This is a genomic window from Acinetobacter sp. YH12094 (assembly GCF_013419295.1).
In the GTDB taxonomy this organism is placed as follows: Bacteria; Pseudomonadota; Gammaproteobacteria; order Pseudomonadales; family Moraxellaceae; genus Acinetobacter; species Acinetobacter amyesii.
The window spans coordinates 51,335-70,007 of sequence record NZ_VPAK01000002.1 but is presented as its reverse complement, the minus strand read 5'-3'; the positions used below and the strand labels follow the sequence as shown (position 1 = coordinate 70,007).

17 protein-coding genes are annotated in these 18,673 nt (G+C 39.2%); 2 read left to right on the top strand and 15 right to left on the bottom strand.

What is annotated here, in order from left to right:
* Window positions 1-112: 112 nt before the first annotated feature.
* Window positions 113-658: a hypothetical protein gene (locus FTU34_RS01870; RefSeq protein ID WP_180034394.1), complete on the bottom strand. Its 546-nt coding sequence runs from the start codon at window positions 656-658 to the stop codon at window positions 113-115.
* Between the two features lie 462 nt (window positions 659-1,120).
* Here FTU34_RS01870 and gltP point away from each other — a divergent pair, with 462 nt between their 5' ends.
* The gene (gene gltP, locus FTU34_RS01865) at window positions 1,121-2,416 is read left to right on the top strand and encodes a glutamate/aspartate:proton symporter GltP (RefSeq protein WP_180034395.1); all 1,296 of its coding nucleotides are present in this window, start codon (window positions 1,121-1,123) and stop codon (window positions 2,414-2,416) included.
* A gap of 67 nt (window positions 2,417-2,483) precedes the next feature.
* On the opposite strand, the gene FTU34_RS01860 is transcribed toward gltP, so the two are convergent.
* From FTU34_RS01860 to FTU34_RS01830, 7 genes are all read right to left on the bottom strand, one after another.
* Entirely contained in the window at window positions 2,484-2,927 is a 444-nt protein-coding gene (locus FTU34_RS01860) for a DUF3887 domain-containing protein (protein WP_111883927.1), read from the bottom strand.
* A gap of 197 nt (window positions 2,928-3,124) precedes the next feature.
* Complete coding sequence (locus FTU34_RS01855; protein WP_180034396.1) at window positions 3,125-3,364, bottom strand: hypothetical protein; 240 nt, start codon at window positions 3,362-3,364, stop codon at window positions 3,125-3,127.
* Window positions 3,365-3,686: 322 nt separating this feature from the next.
* Window positions 3,687-6,671 carry a DNA gyrase subunit A gene (gene gyrA / locus FTU34_RS01850; RefSeq protein WP_180034397.1) on the bottom strand — a complete coding sequence of 995 codons (2,985 nt, stop codon included), beginning with the start codon at window positions 6,669-6,671 and terminating at the stop codon, window positions 3,687-3,689.
* 290 nt (window positions 6,672-6,961) lie between these two features.
* Window positions 6,962-7,594 (bottom strand): hypothetical protein, encoded by a 633-nt coding sequence (locus FTU34_RS01845; protein WP_180034398.1) that lies wholly within the window; start codon window positions 7,592-7,594, stop codon window positions 6,962-6,964.
* A 461-nt stretch (window positions 7,595-8,055) separates the two neighbouring features.
* Complete coding sequence (locus FTU34_RS01840; protein ID WP_111883923.1) at window positions 8,056-8,988, bottom strand: FAD-binding protein; 933 nt, start codon at window positions 8,986-8,988, stop codon at window positions 8,056-8,058.
* An 18-nt stretch (window positions 8,989-9,006) separates the two neighbouring features.
* Window positions 9,007-9,759: an electron transfer flavoprotein subunit beta/FixA family protein gene (locus FTU34_RS01835; protein ID WP_078192067.1), complete on the bottom strand. Its 753-nt coding sequence runs from the start codon at window positions 9,757-9,759 to the stop codon at window positions 9,007-9,009.
* A 527-nt stretch (window positions 9,760-10,286) separates the two neighbouring features.
* Window positions 10,287-10,892 carry a LysE family translocator gene (locus FTU34_RS01830; RefSeq protein WP_180034399.1) on the bottom strand — a complete coding sequence of 202 codons (606 nt, stop codon included), beginning with the start codon at window positions 10,890-10,892 and terminating at the stop codon, window positions 10,287-10,289.
* 113 nt (window positions 10,893-11,005) lie between these two features.
* Between FTU34_RS01830 and FTU34_RS01825 the strand changes: the two genes are divergently transcribed.
* Window positions 11,006-11,500 (top strand): Lrp/AsnC family transcriptional regulator, encoded by a 495-nt coding sequence (locus FTU34_RS01825; protein WP_078190405.1) that lies wholly within the window; start codon window positions 11,006-11,008, stop codon window positions 11,498-11,500.
* Between the two features lie 497 nt (window positions 11,501-11,997).
* Here the strand turns inward: FTU34_RS01825 and FTU34_RS01820 are convergent, their stop codons facing one another.
* From FTU34_RS01820 to FTU34_RS01790, 7 genes are all read right to left on the bottom strand, one after another.
* Entirely contained in the window at window positions 11,998-12,369 is a 372-nt protein-coding gene (locus FTU34_RS01820) for a hypothetical protein (RefSeq protein WP_168378267.1), read from the bottom strand.
* Between the two features lie 281 nt (window positions 12,370-12,650).
* The gene (locus FTU34_RS01815) at window positions 12,651-13,574 is read right to left on the bottom strand and encodes a tyrosine recombinase XerC (RefSeq protein WP_168378268.1); all 924 of its coding nucleotides are present in this window, start codon (window positions 13,572-13,574) and stop codon (window positions 12,651-12,653) included.
* 71 nt (window positions 13,575-13,645) lie between these two features.
* Window positions 13,646-14,479: an enhanced serine sensitivity protein SseB C-terminal domain-containing protein gene (locus FTU34_RS01810; RefSeq protein ID WP_180034400.1), complete on the bottom strand. Its 834-nt coding sequence runs from the start codon at window positions 14,477-14,479 to the stop codon at window positions 13,646-13,648.
* 84 nt (window positions 14,480-14,563) lie between these two features.
* Window positions 14,564-15,409: a diaminopimelate epimerase gene (gene dapF, locus FTU34_RS01805; RefSeq protein WP_111883917.1), complete on the bottom strand. Its 846-nt coding sequence runs from the start codon at window positions 15,407-15,409 to the stop codon at window positions 14,564-14,566.
* 13 nt (window positions 15,410-15,422) lie between these two features.
* On the bottom strand, window positions 15,423-16,667 hold the full coding sequence (gene lysA / locus FTU34_RS01800) for a diaminopimelate decarboxylase (protein ID WP_180034401.1): 1,245 nt from the start codon (window positions 16,665-16,667) through the stop codon (window positions 15,423-15,425).
* A 24-nt stretch (window positions 16,668-16,691) separates the two neighbouring features.
* Complete coding sequence (locus FTU34_RS01795; protein ID WP_373423566.1) at window positions 16,692-16,901, bottom strand: lipoprotein; 210 nt, start codon at window positions 16,899-16,901, stop codon at window positions 16,692-16,694.
* A gap of 344 nt (window positions 16,902-17,245) precedes the next feature.
* Entirely contained in the window at window positions 17,246-18,649 is a 1,404-nt protein-coding gene (locus FTU34_RS01790) for an amino acid permease (RefSeq protein WP_078192075.1), read from the bottom strand.
* Window positions 18,650-18,673 lie beyond the last annotated feature (24 nt).

Below are 18,673 nucleotides of genomic sequence, written 5' to 3'. Positions count from 1 at the left end.
TGTGCTGTAAGACATGTCTGGTCTCAAGCGAAATGCGTTCAAACCTATTCATCATAGACTCGAACGCTTTGCTTCTTAGCATGTCTCAAATTTTAATTCTTTCTGCCACCTATTAACTGTAAGCTGTTGGCGTCACAGTCGATGCTTCATCCACTTGAATATTAAAATCATCTGCATCTGAGGTGATCTCAGTAACCAAATCATCTGATTCTTTTTCTGCAGCGTTTTCAAGCCAGAATCCTTTCACTTTATCGTCTCCATCATGACCTGCAAAGACCACACTCATATACAGTTCTTTTTGCGGATAATCATATTTATACACAATTGTTGTGGTCTTACCTTCTCCCAGCCGAGTATTTGCCATTCGCTGAATCACTTCCGCTTCAGCGCTAGGTTGACCTGCAGGAATCAGCTTTTTCATACGTGAAAACAGCTCTGGATCTGCTAGCATCGCATCACGAACATTTTCTTCAACCAATGCTAAAAAGCTGTCTTGATGGGGTTGGTGTAGTGCTGCGAATAATTTTTCTGACTTCGCACGCTGTGAACTTGTCTCACTTGGTAGGCTTGATTCGAATTTTGCAATCAATAAATCGCCGATTTTTTCACAAGCCGTTATAGGTAAGATTAAAGTGATGATGACGAGTAATTTTTTCAACACCGTAAAAGCCCTCTGGTTATTATTAAAATATATAAAGTTAAAATTTAGTTCGGATAATCTGTGTGATTTATAGAATTTTCACTGATTTATCTGCCTCACAAGTATAAAGCAAACTTCTATATAAAAATGAAAAATACAGGCTCACAATTAGTTTTTCGATCTTTCTAGGCAAATCAGAGATTTTGTGAAGTGTTCATTAATAACTCAATTTTATTCGTTCTATAAATTAAACTTAATAATCAAATCGCTTATACAACTAAAAATGATAATTTATCGATCAAACAGTTTGGTTTTGATCAAAATCGTTGGCTGTATTCTCATATAAACTGCAAAATATTATCGTATTTATCTCCCAAATTATTCAGAACTTTTTGTCATGGCGGATTCAGTCTGTCTGCAACATTTGTTCGTGGATGACTGTGGGCTTTTTTCTCCCAAATCTGACATAAGAGCTGATGTATGAAAAAGATTAAGGTGAGCCTTGCCTGGCAAATCGTGATTGCTCTCATTCTAGGTATACTTGTTGGTGCTTTCCTACATTATTCTCCTGAATATCGTGATGCTTTAGTTAATAACTTTTTGACGCCTTTAGGTTCAATTTTTATTAACCTCATTAAGATGATCGTTATTCCGCTTGTTGTGTCGATGCTTATTTTAGGTATTGCCAATACAAGTCACGGTAGTAACTTAGGTAAACTTGGTTTCAAAACAATTATTTATTTTGAAATCATTACTACCGTTGCTATTATAGTCGGTTTAGTTGCAGCCAACGTATTCCAGCCTGGTGCCGGCATTGATATGTCTGCATTGACGCAAGTCGATATTTCAAAGTATCAAGAAACAACACATGAAGTCAGTGAACATTCTCATGGTTTGGTTCAAACGATACTTTCACTTATTCCATCTAACTTTTTTGCAGCTTTGACGAGTGGTCAAATGCTCCCAATCATCTTTTTCTCTGTGATGTTTGGTGTAGGTTTAGGTGCGCTTGATCAAGAAGTAAAACAACCTTTAATTAAAGTGTTGACCGCTGTTTCTGAAACGATGTTTAAAGTTACGCACATGATCATGATGTTTGCACCTATTGGTGTATTCGGCTTGATTGCAGCGACTGTTGGGAATTTCGGCTTCAGCTCTCTTGTGCCACTGCTTAAGCTCGCAGTTTTAGTTTATGGTGCAATCTTCTTCTTTATTTTCATAGTATTAGGTGCCGTTGCCAAGTTCTGTGGCTTCAGTGTTTGGGCCATTATCAAGATCTTAAAAGATGAATTGATTCTCGCGTATTCAACTGCAAGTTCTGAAACTGTCCTCCCCCGTATTATGGAAAAAATGGAAGCTTACGGTGCTCCGAAACCGATTACCAGTTTCGTGATTCCAATTGGCTATTCATTTAACCTCGATGGTTCGACCCTATATCAAAGTATTGCGGCTATCTTTATTGCTCAGCTTTACGGGATTGATCTGACAATCACCCAACAAGTGATTCTGGTCCTGACCTTGATGATTACCTCTAAAGGGATTGCAGGTGTACCTGGCGTTTCTTTCGTGGTCTTACTGGCGACTCTCGGCAGTGTCGGTATTCCACTTGAAGGTCTGGCATTCATTGCGGGTATTGACCGTATTTTAGATATGGCACGTACTGTACTGAATGTGATTGGTAACGCGCTTGCGGTACTGGTGATCAGTAAATGGGAAGGCCAATTTGATACTGAAAAACAAAAAAATTATGCCTCTCATCTAAAAGATGCCGCTTAATTTGATGACATAAAAAAGGACGCTTAGGCGTCCTTTTTTACAGGTTTGTTTTATTTTTTACCTAATTTTATTTATTTTTTTCGCCAAAAACTGAAATATTAAAATCTCGAATTTTGTTACTTCCTGCGGGTTTATCAAAACTTACATCATACTGTACAAGGTTTTTATTGGTATAACCGTACTCATAAGTAACTGTATATAAAGACGGCTTTTCAGTCGATTTTTCAATGTGCTTAGCCACTATATTTTTACGTGAGTAATCTTGTTTCGGAATACCTCGTGCAAATTTACGCAGCTCTTTTTCATTCTGTTCAAACTTCGCTTTGAGTTCTGGTTCAAAGTAAGTGTACAGCTTATCAAAATTGCCTTCACGTAATTGATCATAGGCAGCTTGGGCTACTTCAGTCTGTTCAACACTTGGGTCTGGTATTGCATTTAATGCTTTTTGGCCAATTTGGTCACAACCTGACAACGCTATGACACAACCTAGTAACAAAAAATTTGCCTTCATAACCACACTTATTCCTAATTTAAGCTTTTGAGTATATATAAAACTTCAAAGTTGATATTAAAATTAAGATATCTCTTTAACTTTTCTCTTTCCAACTTGTTGACAGTACATTAAATTAAACTCTGTTCACTTACGCAAGGTAAATGAGCTTCACTTTTAATGTATTTAAATAAAGTACCACTGAAAATTCTAAGGGTTTATTTAAGTACCAACTTTAGATGACTACCGATAATTTTAGCCAAAGGATCATCTTGTTTAAATAATACGGTGTAAAATACAGTTTGCTGCTCGTATTCATACTTAAGGTTTGCTTCAATTAGTTCACCATGCACACTATTTTTAATACTTTTATATTCCAACATTTTATAATCTAAAACTTTTTCAAAATATGGAATATATGAAGATATTTCTGGTAATAATGTTGGATCTTCTAACAAAGCTTGATAAAACTTCTCATCTGTTATTTTCTAGATTTGATCTAAATCTTTATCACGTATAGCAACATACAATTGCTCAATGTGTTTAAGTTGCAAAGGTGTCAGCTTATAAGGAATAGATGATTCTTTTTTTATACCTTCATTAAACTCTACAGACGTCGGCTCACTACATCCCATTAATGCAAAACAAATGACTATTCCTTTGGTTCTAATTAATTTTTTGAAATACATTTAAGTCACTATTCTTGTTTATATAAATTTTTGTTAATACTATTCATCTATCAAAAAGGACGCCGTAGCGCCCTCTTTTCTCAATCTTCAATTAGTCTTCTTCAGGCTCATTGAGATCTGATTCATTGTCATTTTGATCAATAATCGTTGAGTCATCTACAAGTTGCTCAGTTTCGATTGCTTCCACTTCTTCAAAAGTTTCGTCTTCTTCAACTGCTTCGATCGCCACAACACCGACTAAGATTTCGCTTTCACCTAAACGGATCAAACGAACACCTTGAGCATTACGACCTGTTTGTGCCACTTCAGACGCACGTGTACGAACCAACGTACCACCATCTGAAATTAACATCAGCTCTTTAGACGCATCAATCGCTACCGCACCAACAAGTTCACCGTTACGTTCAGATGTTTTGATTGCAATAACACCTTTACCGCCACGTTTCTTAGTTGGGAAGTCATCTACTGGTGTACGTTTACCATAACCATTAGCTGAAGCACAAAGTACTTCACCAGTTTCCGGAACAACCACCAATGACACTATACGGCTAATGAGAGCTGAATCAGATGTATCGTCATCATCAGACTCTACATCCGCATCCTCAGCGTCTTCAGCTTGAGCTGCTGCACCAATGGTCACGCGCATACCACGAACACCTTTGGCAGAACGACCCATTGAACGCACGTCAGTTTCTGCAAAACGAATGGCTTTACCTTCGTTTGAGAACAACATGATTTGTTGTTCGCCGTCGGTAATGGCAACACCGATTAAGGTGTCATCACCATTGAGTTCAATCGCGCGTAGACCGTTTGAACGAACATTCGAGAATTGTTCTAACTCAACACGTTTAATCGTACCGTATTCTGTTGCCATAAATACGTAGAAGTTTTTACGAACGGCTTCCGCTTGCTGTGCAAAGTCATTGATGATTTCATCATCAAGATCAGTCGTAGATAACTCTAGACCCAATTGTTTCAACTGAATACGAAGTGCGTCAGATAAATCATCTGCACCATCTTCAGTCTCAGCAAGTGCAGCTTCTAAGCCCGCAAAATGACTATTAATCACTTCATTGGTTTGTAACTGTGCACTATTGGCTTTTACAAATGCTTTAAAGTCAGCCAAACGTTCTTTAAATTTCTTCGGCGCATCGACCACTGGTAAAATAGCGGTGATGGTTTCGTTTTCATCTAATGGCAATAAGTTCACCATCGGACGACCTTTCGCACCACGAGATGCTTGAGGCACTTCATAGACTTTCAGACGATAAACTTTACCTACATTGGTAAAGCAAAGCACTGTTGCGTGGTTTGAAGTCACGATCAAATGTTGGATGTAATCGTCTTCTTTCATTGAAGTTGCAGACTTACCACGTCCACCACGACGCTGTGCAGCGTAGTCTGACAATGGTTGAGTTTTTGCATAGCCTGATTTAGAAACAGTTAGTACCATTTGCTCTTCAGGGATTAAATCTTCACGAGAGAAGTCGATACGTGATTCCACGATATCGGTACGACGTGCATCGCCATATTGCTGAAGGATTAAAGCTAATTCTTCTTTAATCACGTTCATCAATAAGTTGAAATCGTTCAAAATTGCAGTGTATTCAGCAATTTGACCAAGAATTTCTGTATATTCAGCTTGTAACTTGTCTTGTTCTAGACCAGTTAAACGATGTAAACGAAGTTCTAAGATCGCACCTACTTGAGTTGGAGACAGACGATAAATATCACCTGTTAAACCAAATGGACGTGCTGGATCTTCGCCTTCAATTTCATCTGGACGGACAGATACCGCGCCTGCTTTTTCAAGCAAGGCAACAACACCACCGCCTGCCCACTCGCCCGCTTGTAAACGTTCGCGTGCTTCGCTTGGGTTTGCAGATGTTTTGATGGTTTCAATGATCGCATCGATATTTGCGAGTGCAACCGTCAAACCTTCTAAGATATGTCCACGTTCACGTGCCTTACGCAATTCGAACATAGTACGGCGTGTAACCACTTCCTGACGGTGACGGATAAACGCTGCAATAATATCTTTCAAGTTCATTAGCTTAGGCTGACCATTATCGAGGCAAACCATGTTAATGCTGAATGAATTTTCTAATTGAGTATTTTGGAATAGGTTATTTACAATCACTTCAGCGTTTTCACCACGCTTCAAGTCAATTGCAATACGCATCCCTTCTTTATCTGATTCATCACGAAGTTCAGAAATACCTTCAAGTTTTTTCTCTTTTACCAACTCAGCAATACGTTCAATGGTTTTTGCTTTGTTAACTTGATAAGGAATTTCAGTGAAGACAATCGTGCTACGACCCGACTTTTGGTCTTCTTCAATGTGATATTTACCACGGATATGCAAACGACCTTTACCAGTACGGTACGCATCGACAATGCCTGATTTACCGTAAATGATGCCGCCTGTAGGGAAGTCTGGACCAGAAATGTGTTCCATTAACCCTTCAATGCTGATATGCGGATCGTTGGCATAAGCAAGACATGCATTAATGACTTCTGTCATATTATGCGGAGCCATATTGGTTGCCATACCTACAGCAATACCAGCTACACCGTTAATCAACAAGTTAGGCACACGTGTTGGCATGACTTGTGGAATACGTTCAGAACCGTCGTAGTTGTCTTCCCACTCTACGGTATCTTTCTCAAGATCCGCTAAAAGTTCGTGGGTTAATTTACGCATACGAACTTCGGTATAACGCATTGCTGCTGCACTGTCACCATCGACAGAACCAAAGTTACCCTGACCATCAACCAATTGATAGCGTAAGCTGAAATCTTGAGCCATACGAACAATGGTTTCGTATACAGCTAAGTCACCATGTGGGTGATATTTACCGATGACGTCACCGACTACACGGGCAGACTTTTTGTAAGCTTTGTTGTAGTCATTGCCCAATTCGTGCATTGCAAAAAGCACACGACGGTGAACAGGTTTGAGACCATCTCGGACATCTGGCAACGCACGTGACACAATCACGCTCATTGCATAATCGAGATATGAGCTCTTCAGTTCATCCTCAATGGCAATCGGTCTAATTTCCGATACGCTCATGCATACTCCTTGTTATACAAGCAGAATTCTGCCCGCATTTATATATCGTAAATCTGTAAAAATTAGTTCAAAAAATACTGAACCAATATCAAAAATCAAGTCGGACAGTATAGCATAAAAACCCTGATTTTTGTGCCAATCATCTTGCACTAGAACCATGATTTTTTGTATTTATTTTAAGCATTTTGATTTTATTTGCTGTGAAAAAAACCTCTACGAATAGAGGTTGTTTAATGTTCAAAATATTTCTTTTCGAAGCTTCAAATTTAGACCCATAAATGTGATAAAAATCACTCTTTATGATATTGCATGACCTCTAATTCTTGAGGCACATGATCATGCTGCAACCATGGGTATGCTGTTAGAAACAAACCAAAAATAAGCGGAAATTCATAAACTTCTTCGATGAAATCTTTATAAGCCAAATCGTACAAAAATAAAAAACTAAGACTTCGACTATGCTCAACTGCATCAGAAATAAATAAGCCCAATATCACCAAGCCGAATGGCCAAATTGGCAAAGCCAAGGTTTTTAGTTTATGTACAATTTCTTGACGCAAATAAGGCGAAAATAGCATAAAGACGACTGGTGCAATCATGAATACCGAAATTAAACGAAAATACGGTTTAGGCACATCAGGAAAATAGTCACGCCCCCAACTAATACTACGACCAAATAGCAACAACCACCATGCAACAGCCCACAACCAAAATTGTTTCTTTCCATCTTGCATTTCAAGTGGTCGAATATAGAAAAAAGTAAAAATCGCAAAAAACAGCAATAACAATGCTTGGACCGATTCAACTGCTGTAACAGTCATTCCATCAAATAAAGGAAAAGAGATACTTTGTAAAACAGGAAAAAGTAAACAACAGATCATCAGCACCAATACACTGACTGGTAACTGAAAATCAAATTTCAAAGGGAGACTCCGCCTAGAGGGCAAGTTCAATAAAAAAGCAATGTTAACACAAAATACACAATCCTTTAAACTTGCTTTAAGTTTAAGATTCAAACTTGAAGGATAAATTTTTATTATTTTATTTTAAATCTTTGTATTTTTATAATTTATTAATTTCCATCCTATTACCAAGCGATTGCGCCTGCTTACTTACCATTTAAGTTTCAACATACGTTTAGCTTACGCTACAGTAGTGCCTAATACTGACAACAAGAAATAATATCGTAAGAATTTTGAAGTACGAAATTAAGAATCCACCACTCTCATAAATATGAAAAATAAAAGTGCAATGCATATTTATGTACATTCACGTATGGTTAATCGATTAAGCATGATCAAGAAGATCTACCAGACTATTCATTCCGCAATAAAAAACGCTCCTAAGCCATAAGCTTAGGAGCGTCTTGAACTGTGTTCAGAAATTAGATTTTAGATACTAATTCTGGAACTACAGTGTTCAAGTCACCCACTAACCAGTAGTCAGCTACTGAGTTAATTGGCGCTTCTTCGTCTTTGTTGATCGCAACGATCACTTTAGATTCTTTCATACCTGCCAAGTGCTGAATCGCACCAGAGATACCTACAGCGATGTACAAGTCAGGAGCAACGATTTTACCTGTTTGACCCACTTGCATATCGTTTGGTACGAAACCAGCATCAACAGCTGCACGAGATGCGCCTTGCGCAGCACCAAGCTTGTCCGCTAATGGATCAAGAACAGTGTGATAGTTTTCACCTGAACCAACACCACGACCGCCTGAAACAACTATACGCGCAGCTGTTAATTCTGGACGTTCAGATTTCACGATTTCTTCAGAAACGAACTTAGAAATACCAGCATCACCAGTAGATGCAACAGCTTCAACTGCAGCAGAGCCGCCTTCGCTTGCAACAGCATCAAATGCAGTACCACGAACAGTCGCAACTACAACAGACTCGCCAGACTCTACAGTTGCAATCGCGTTGCCTGCATAGATTGGACGTTTGAAAGTTTTAGGACCTTCAACAGCAATGATGTCAGTGATCATGCTTACGTCAAGTAGCGCAGCAGCACGTGGAAGTACGTTTTTGCCCGTTGTCGTAGAAGCAGCAAGGATGTGAGTGTAACCCGCACCGATAGAAGCAACTAATTTAGCAACGTTTTCAGCCAATTGATTAGCATAAGCTGCGTCGTCAGCAAGTAATACTTTGCTTACACCCGCAACTTTAGCTGCTTGGTCTGCAACTGCTTGAGCGCCTGAACCAGCTACTAATACAGTGATATCACCACCGATTTTTTGCGCTGCAGCAACAACGTTAAGAGTTGCACCATTTAGTGCTTTGTTGTCGTGCTCAGCGATAACTAAAATACTCATGATTTTTATCCTTCTGTATTAGATCACTTTCGCTTCGTTTTTCAATTTATCTACAAGCTCGTCTACAGACTTCACTTGTACGCCCGCTTTACGTTCTGCAGGAGCTTCAACTTTAACAGTTTTAAGCTTAGTCGCAGGTGAAACGCCATAATCAGCAGGTGACTTAGTATCAAGCGGTTTTTTACGCGCTTTCATGATGTTTGGAAGAGCAGCATAACGTGGCTCATTCAAACGTAAGTCAGTTGTGATGATTGCAGGAAGTGCAAGTTCAACAGTTTGTAAACCACCGTCAATTTCACGAGTCACTTGTACTTTATCGCCTTCAACTTTAACTTCTGAAGCGAAAGTACCTTGGCCAGCACCTAAAAGCGCGCCAAGCATCTGACCAACTTGGTTAGAGTCGTCATCAATTGCTTGTTTACCAAGAAGGATTAATTGAGGTTGTTCAGCGTCTACAACACCTTTTAGGATTTTTGCAACTTCAAGTGCACCTAACTGGCTGTCGTCAGCTTCAACAAGGATACCGCGGTCTGCACCAAGCGCCATAGAAGAACGGATTTGTTCTTGAGCTTCTTTAGGACCAATAGAAACAACAACGATTTCTGAAACAGTTCCTTTTTCTTTTAAACGAACCGCTTCTTCCACTGCGATTTCACAGAATGGGTTAATTGACATTTTAACGTTCGTTAAGTCAACACCACTGTTGTCCGGCTTAACGCGAACTTTAACGTTGGCATCAACCACACGTTTTACAGCAACAAGAGCCTTCATGTAATCCTCGGCTGTTTTAGCAAATGTAAATGTTGAGAAAAGTTATATTAACTCTTCACTTTAAATTTTTTAGGTGCCCTATCTTGCAATGTGTACGGCATTTCGGTCAAGTCACAATTATCGAAAGACCTGTAAAAAAGCGTAATTTCCTTGAACTTATCGTTCACATTTTTTAAAGAATGCTTCAGTTATCCAAAAAAACGCATTATTCAGTTATTTTTTAAGCATTGATTTTTATTATTTTTTTACTTGATTTAGCTCATCAAAAGATCTGATTTAATATCAATTTTCGATCAATCTTTCTGAAATAGAGCTTTCCCTCTACACATTCGGCAACATATCTAAACTTGTCATTTAAGATAGAAGCATAATGAATTTTGCGCTAATTTCACTTTTCCGAAGCTAATTGGTGGGTTTTTCTCTCTTTCTTGTTCTTAATATGTGTCGATATTCAGCACATATAAAAAAACCTCCGCTTTCACGAAGGTTTTAGTTAAGGCATTTATTTCTATTTACATTTGCTGTTTTTAATTGGCAATTAACCATGTCGCAGCAAGAGCCAACAAACCACCTGATGTACCATCAACCCACTTTTGTTTGCGTTCATCAATTTCAGTTTTTTGTGTAATACGTGCAAAGACCACACTTAAACTACAATACACCACAAAAATCAGCCCAATAAAAATGAAGGACAAAATCAAACCTTGACTCACGGTATTCGCTGATTTATCGATAAATTGCGGCAAAATTGCAAAATATATCAACATTCCTTTCGGGTTCAGTAAAGCCGTAAAAAAGCCTTTTTTAATCGGGTTGGACGCTGACTTTTTCTCAATACTTAATTTTTTACTGCTAAATACTGAACGCAGCAAATGCGTCGCCAAATATAAAAGATAAGCAATCCCCAACCAGCGGATTATTTCAAACAGTAGTGGAAATGACACGATAATCGCAGCAATACCCAATGCCACTAAAATCGAGTGAACCAAATAACCTGAACACACACCTACTGTAGCCATCATGCCTGCTTTTGCATCCTTACCCATCACTTGTGACAGGATAAAAAGCATATCGGGTCCTGGTGTGAAAATAAGGGGAATTACCGTTAAGGCAAATAAAGCAAATACAGACATTTCAATTTTCCCTTTCTATGTCCTGAAAGTGAAATTAGTATGTTTGAATCGCTTTAAAATAGGATATCAAATATTCTATAATAGATATTATTTTTAGAATTATATTCTATTTCATGAAGACATCTTCTAAGTCAATTCTAGTTAAACTGGATCGTATTGATAAAAATATCATTCGCGCACTTCAAAATAATGGTCGTATGCAAAATAATGACTTAGCCAAGGAAATTGGACTCTCTCCTTCTTCTTGTTTACGTCGGGTCAAATTACTCGAAGAAGCAGGTGTGATTCAGAATTACACCACCGTGGTCGATCCACAAAAGATTGGCTTTCAATTGATTTTATTCTCTCGTATTTGGTTGACTGGGCAAGATGCTGAAACCATCGATACTTTTATCGAAGCGATGAAAGAACTTCCTCAAGTCATGGAGTGCTACATTATTTTGGGTGAGTGCGATGCAATGCTCAAAGTTGTAGTTCCTGACCTAGAAAGTTACCGTAAATTTCAGTCTACGCACTTAACCAAGAAAAATGGCATCACTAGTGTAAAGACTGATTTACCTAGCCAAATCATCAAACAAAGCTTCCAGTTACCGTTAGAAGATTTGTAACCAAACAATTGATCTGCCAACGAGCAACTCAAGCATTAGAAACGACGAGGCTGATACTACAAGAATGACCACGTAGTAACGCAGTTATTCACAGCCTCGAATGCAAAAACCTAGCTATGCGGTATTTCATTATATTTTAAGCAAAGAAAAATAATGATTTGCGGCAATTGGATGAGAACTATTAAGGAGGTCTTTAAGCTCAATTGCTCAAGTAGGAAAACCATTGATTTTTAGGCTCACACTATCAAGACTGAATGAATTAAATCACTGAGCAGCGAAAAGGGTTGGCATTTAGAGATTTTGTTTAGCATCATAAGTTTTGCAAAGACGTCCACTAGCTTATCTCAAATGTTTATTTGAAAGCTTAAAACCAAACGAGGTAGACACTTTAACGCTCTGCTCATAAACATCACAACATGTCATGGTGCGGGTGATATAAGGGCTAAACATCCAAAACCAATGAAGATAGCCCATGAGTTGTTTATTTGACCAATGGTTTAGGCTGGCTGATTTTCCAAAAAGTCACGATGGATGTGGCTTAGGTCAATAAGTTCATACTTTGCCAAATCAAAAATACGCCAAATGGTGAGGGCATCTTCTTTACTGTCAAATTTAGCAGTTGCTTTATTGGTAAGCTGCCATTGTTTATCCGAAATCCAAATAAAGTATTGGCCCGTCGCCGCATTAAACGCCTGAACTTTTCCATCGGCATTAATCCCTTGTAGCTGCGCACCTTCAGGTAATACAGCTTCTATTTCAGGCAAACCAATTTCAACGAAGTGCTTGATTTGGCGTAAGCCGTATCCTGCAAAAATTTCTTTTTGCTGACCATTTAACTGGTCATATTTTTCTTGAATATCTGAAATCATGGTATGGCCTATATATTTTTTTAACGGTACAGCAATTTAGTAAATAGCGAATTTCACTTCGGCACTTACGTCAATTCAATAATGGACAATTTTTATACCCGATAATTTGAATTTTTATAATGCGACAATAGTTCAAAATGTCGGTCAATTTTACCAATATTTTTTCACATCCTTATTTAATTTTCATGAAGTAGACCACTTTAGGATGCAAAATGTGAAATCTAGCCTGTGAATTTAAGCAAAATTTAGACCACTGAGTACCAAAGTCGTTTTTGCAATTGTTACGAATCTTTATGCTGCGCCCGTGGATGGGCTTGATCATAAACTTGTGCCAATCGATCAAAATCCACATGGGTATAAATTTGCGTGGTGGTTAAATTACTATGCCCCAACATTTCTTGTACAGCACGCAAGTCACCACTATTGGACAACATATGACTGGCGAAGCAATGACGCAATAAGTGCGGATGTAAATCGACATTTACACCTGCACGTTGAGCTTGAAATTTAACCCGATTTTCAATTTGTCTTACCCCCAGTGGATTACCTTTTTGAGTGATAAAAACTTGGGCTTCTGGGACAAAATCACCATGCCATGCAGGATATAATTGCAACCAATGCATCACAGCCTCTTTGGCTTTAGAACCAAAAGGTACAATGCGGGTTTTATTCCCTTTACCCGTAATACGTAACAGTTGGCGATTAAAATCAATATCTCGAATGGTTAAGCCCTGCACTTCAGCCAAACGTAAACCACTTGAATATAGCAGCTCCAAAATCGCTTTATCACGTATCCAAAGCTGCCGTTGAATTTCACTTTCTGGCTCAGGCTGTTCCATGATTTGTTTAATGGTTTCAATATCGACCAATCCAGGTAAAGGACGTGATTGGCGTTTGAGCTGAAAGTCATCTGCAGGATTAAAATTGAGATAATCTCCTTGTTCTGCCCATTTCATAAATTGGCGTATCGAAGATAACATGCGCTGCAAACTACTTGGACTGAGCTGAAACTGTTCCACTTTATAAGCGACAAATTCACGCAGATCTGACTTTTCGACATCATGCAGTGGCAAGTTGCGTATTGTACAAAATTGGAGAAAATCACTGACATCACGCTCATACGCTTGCAATGTATGTTTAGACTGATTTTGAATTTCACGTTCCTTCAACCACATAGTCAGTAGTTGACTCTGATCCATCGTCATCTGTCTTCTCCCATTTCAACATGTGCTTTAGCGTTGCAGTACGTTCACTAAAGCGATTTTACATATCTATTTTATGAAAAGAGTCTAGCAAAGAACCCCTTAGGCTTACCATCAACACGTTGGTAAAAAGCTTGCGTTTCATTAAGCAAATACCCTTCTACACCATCCACACTGTGCGTATTGACATGGATCAGATCCACTGGGCATTGCTCTTTTAAACTATCCTGTGTGATACGACCAATTTTACTGTGCAATTCTTGAATTTGTTGTTCAGATAATCCTGCTTCTAAATCTAATCCGATCAACAAAGTCGGTGAATCATCTCGAGCTTGATTCAGCATTTGCGCTAAATAAGCAGCTTTTACCACACGCTCTGTGCCGAAAAAAATGCTTAATTGATCAATCATAAACTGCGGATATTCCGCCGGCTGACCAATTAAAACTTCCGTATCTTCCGTAACTTCATAGTTTTCTGAGGGCTGAATATACTGCCCGTTCAGCAAATGTTGAATTTCTTCTGGTACAAAGTCCTTCGTCGCATCAGGTGATTGTGGATTCAATACAAGCCTTGCTCCTAAAGTCATTTCAAATAATGCCTTGGTTGGTAGCCGGATATACGACTCCTCTTCAGATATTGCCAACCGCATTTTTTCCAAGGACGTAAAAAATGGAATGACGCAATCATATGTTTCATCTTCCCATGATTTCAATTGAACACTGTCACCTTCATCCAAGATCAAATCTTCGGCAATACGTGAATCACGTCCCCCTGTTGTTCCCACACAATACACATTGGCTGCCAATAACTGAGCTAAAAATTCGGGTCGATACGCGGGTTCATGTAAGGCTTTATGAAAAAGTTGTTCTAAGATTTCTTCTTTTATTTCTTCGTTTATTTGTTCCATGTTGATTCCAATCCAATTGAATTATAATTTTTTATTCACTTTTTATTTTATGAAAAAAGCCCTGAATGAATCAGGGCTTGGAGTTTAACCTTGGAAGTAACTTAAATCTAAGCGTCCTTCGTAAACTGTTGCGGTTGGTCCGGTCATCCAGACCACACCACCTTCTTGCCACTCAATTTGCAGCTTACCACCTGCCAACTCTATTTCGACCGAATTGGCTAATAAGCCACGACGCATACCAGATACTGCCGCTGCACAAGCACCTGTACCACAGGCCATCGTTTCACCGACACCACGTTCAAATACACGTAAACGTGCATGTTTCTCATCTACGATTTGCATAAAACCAGCATTTACACGCTGTGGAAAACGCTCATGCGATTCGACTTGTGGACCAATTTTAGCAACGTCTGCGGTAATGACATCAGGAACGATCGTCACTGCATGCGGATTACCCATACTCACCACATCAATGGTGAGTTGTTCATTATTCGCCAATGCAATGTCGTATAAGTTTTCAGGCTCTTCCGCAATAAATGGAATTTCATGCGGCAAAAAGCGTGGATAACCCATATTAACGCGCACCCAACCATTCGCACCTAATTCAGGCTCTACGATACCTGACTTGGTTTGTACTTTGATTTTGGTTTTGCTGGTCAACTTACGTTCATGCACAAAGCGCGCAAAACAACGTACGCCATTACCGCATTGTTCAACTTCAGAACCATCCGCATTAAAAATACGATATTTAAAATCGACGTTGGGTAAATCAGGTGGTTCTACAATCAAAAGCTGATCAAAACCAATACCAAAATGACGGTCGGCCAAACGCTGAATCGTCACTGTATCTAAATAAGCCCGTTGGCTAATTAGATCGACCACCATAAAATCATTGCCAAGGCCATGCATTTTGGTAAATTCTAATAACATCTCGAATTTCTCCTTAAGGCAATAAACGCTCACGTTCCCACAATGATTCGATGGTTTCACGCTCACGAATCAAATGAGACTGATCACCATCAACCATTACTTCAGCAGCACGTCCGCGGCTGTTGTAGTTTGAACTCATGACAAAACCATAAGCACCCGCACCCAATACTGCAAGCACGTCATTTTCTTGAATCGCCAACTGACGTTGCTTACCAAGGAAATCACCGGTTTCGCAAATCGCGCCAACCACATCCCAGTCTTTCTTTTCTGTATCTGTACGAGGCGTTACTTCCTGAATATCCATCCATGCTTCATATAAAGCGGGACGGATTAAGTCGTTCATTGCGGCATCAATAATGGCAAAATTACGATGATTGGTCGGTTTGAGCAAATCAACTTTAGTTAACAACACACCTGCATTTGCAGAAATACTACGCCCCGGCTCCATATACACCTTAAGGCCTAATTTTTCTAAAGCCGGACGCATTGCCTGAGCATATTCTTCAACGGTAGGCGGAACTTCGTCTTTGTAAGTCACACCTAAACCACCACCAATATCAATGTGTTTTAGCTGAATACCCATCTCTTTCAGTTGATTGATCATCACAATGACACGATCAAGCGCATCAACAAAAGGCTGAGTTTCAGTCAACTGTGAACCGATATGACAATCAATCCCGACAATCTCAAGATTTGGCAATGACGCCGCATACGCATAGGTGTCAAAAACGCTGTCTGAAGGAATACCGAATTTATTTTCTTTTAAACCCGTAGAGATATAAGGATGCGTTTTGGCATCCACATCTGGATTTACACGCAATGAAATCGGTGCTTTCTTACCCATTGCCGCAGCAACTTTTTGGATTCGATCTAGCTCTGCATGAGATTCCACGTTAAAACATGCAATACCCACGTCCAACGCTTTTTGGATATCGGCTTCAGTTTTACCCAAACCAGAGAATACAATTTTAGAAGCTTCACCACCGGCTTTTAATACACGTGCGAGTTCACCACCCGTCACGATATCAAAACCAGCGCCCTGCTTGGCAAGTACGTTTAACACCGCAAGATTAGAGTTTGACTTTACCGCAAAACAAATTTGATGGTCGATAAAGCTAAATGCACGATCCATATCTGAATAATGCTTTTCAAAAGTAGCTTTTGAATAAACATAAAGCGGTGTGCCATATTGCTGTGCAAGCTGTTGTAAAGAACATTGCTCTGCATGCAATACCCCATTCGTACGGGTGAAACTCATGAAAGTATCCTTTCTATAAAAGCATTAAGGTGTAGGGTTAGAATTTGAAGATTCCGATTCAGTTGGAACAGAATCCGCTTGTTTTTCCTGCTTTTGCTGTGCAGGCGTATCTGGATAAATCAGATATTTTGCGCGCTTATCTGCATTTGCATCTGAAGGTAAATGCAATGCACCAGACTGACCACAAGCGGTCAGCAGCACAGCACTTGCTAATACAATAATTTTATAATTCATAAAACGATACATAAACGTACCTAATGAAAAGATTTTTCCGAGTATAACGTGATCAACCCGCGGATAAAAGAAAAGCCCTGTAAATCCAAGTGAGCTTTTTGCCATTCTGCACTAAATTTAAGCAAAATTTGATGGTGCTGTTTTCAATCCTTATTTGTCTTTATTTCTAGCTCGATCAGGCTATTGATTTCACTGAAATAGCTTATCAATTTGAATGCTGTTTAATACAAATCGAAACGCTAATAAACAGTCTGTTTTAACTTAAAATAAGTCCATATCCAAATAAAAAAGCTGCCCCCTCAGGAGCAACTTTTTATGTTTTTACATCAGATCAAAAATGTAAATTAATGGTGCTTTTTCTTATAAAAACCAAAATAACCAATAATCAAAATGATGAACCAAATTGGGCTCACCATGAGCGCTTTCATGGTATCTGCTTCTAGCGACAAGACATAAATCATGCCGATGAAGAAGATAATCACAAGCCAGCAAGTATATAAGCCACCTGGTAATTTAAAGGTTGATTTCGCATGCAGCTCAGGACGAGTTTTATAGTAAACGATATAGCTCCAGATAATCATGAGCCATACGCAAATAAATAAAATCGTAGAAAGTGTGGTTGCTAATGTAAAGGCTTCAACAGTGTTCGGTACGAAATACTGTAATGCAGCACCTAACAACAAACAAACTGCCGAGAAATACAACGCATTTGCAGGAACTGCACGTGAGTTTAGACGGCCAAACGCTTTTGGACCTTGCTCTTCACGAGATAAACCAAACAACATACGTGAAGTCGAGAACACACCACTATTCATCGATGACATAACTGATGACAACACCACCAAGTTCATAATAATCGCAGCAGCAGCAATACCGGCTTGGCTAAACAAGTTCACGAATGGTGAAATGCTTGGGTCAATGGCATTCCATGGCGTAACGGACATCACAATCACAAGTGCAAGCACATAGAAAATAATGATACGAATCGGAATCGAGTTCACAGCTTTAGGCAAGTTGTGTTCTGGATCTTTGGTTTCTGCTGCCGTAGTACCAACGAGTTCTACGCCGACAAAGGCAAAAATAGCAATCTGGAAACCTGCCAAGAAGCCGGTAACACCTGTTGGGAATAAACCACCATGTGACCATAAATGTGTGAATGATGCGATTTCACCTGTCGATGAGGTAAACCCGGTAAAGATCATCCAAAGACCAACACCAATAAGCACCACGATTGCAATAATCTTAATCAGTGCAAACCAGAACTCTAATTCACCAAAAAGTTTAACCGTAACAAGGTTTAAACCCATGATAAAAACAATGGCGGCAACACTGATCATCACCCCTTCTTCGGGCGAGAACGGGTTACCTCCATTAAAGAATTGCAGGTAATAAATGATGGCCGATAAATCTGCAATCCCTATAGTGATCCAGCACAGCCAATAGGTCCAACCCACAAAATAACCTGCCCACGGGCCGATTAAGTCGGTTGCAAAATCGATAAAAGATTTATATTCAAGATTTGATAGTAATAACTCGCCTAATGCACGCATGACGAGGAAAACCATAAAACCAATAATCATATAGATAATAAGGATGGACGGACCAGCTAAACTGATGGTCTTTCCTGACCCCATAAATAAACCTGTACCAATCGCACCACCAATCGCAATCAATTGCAGGTGTCGGTTGGACAAGCTTCGTTTCAAATCGCCGCTATCAGCGTGCGATCCATGAATTTCATTTGACATTATTTAATTCAACTTCGCGTTCCA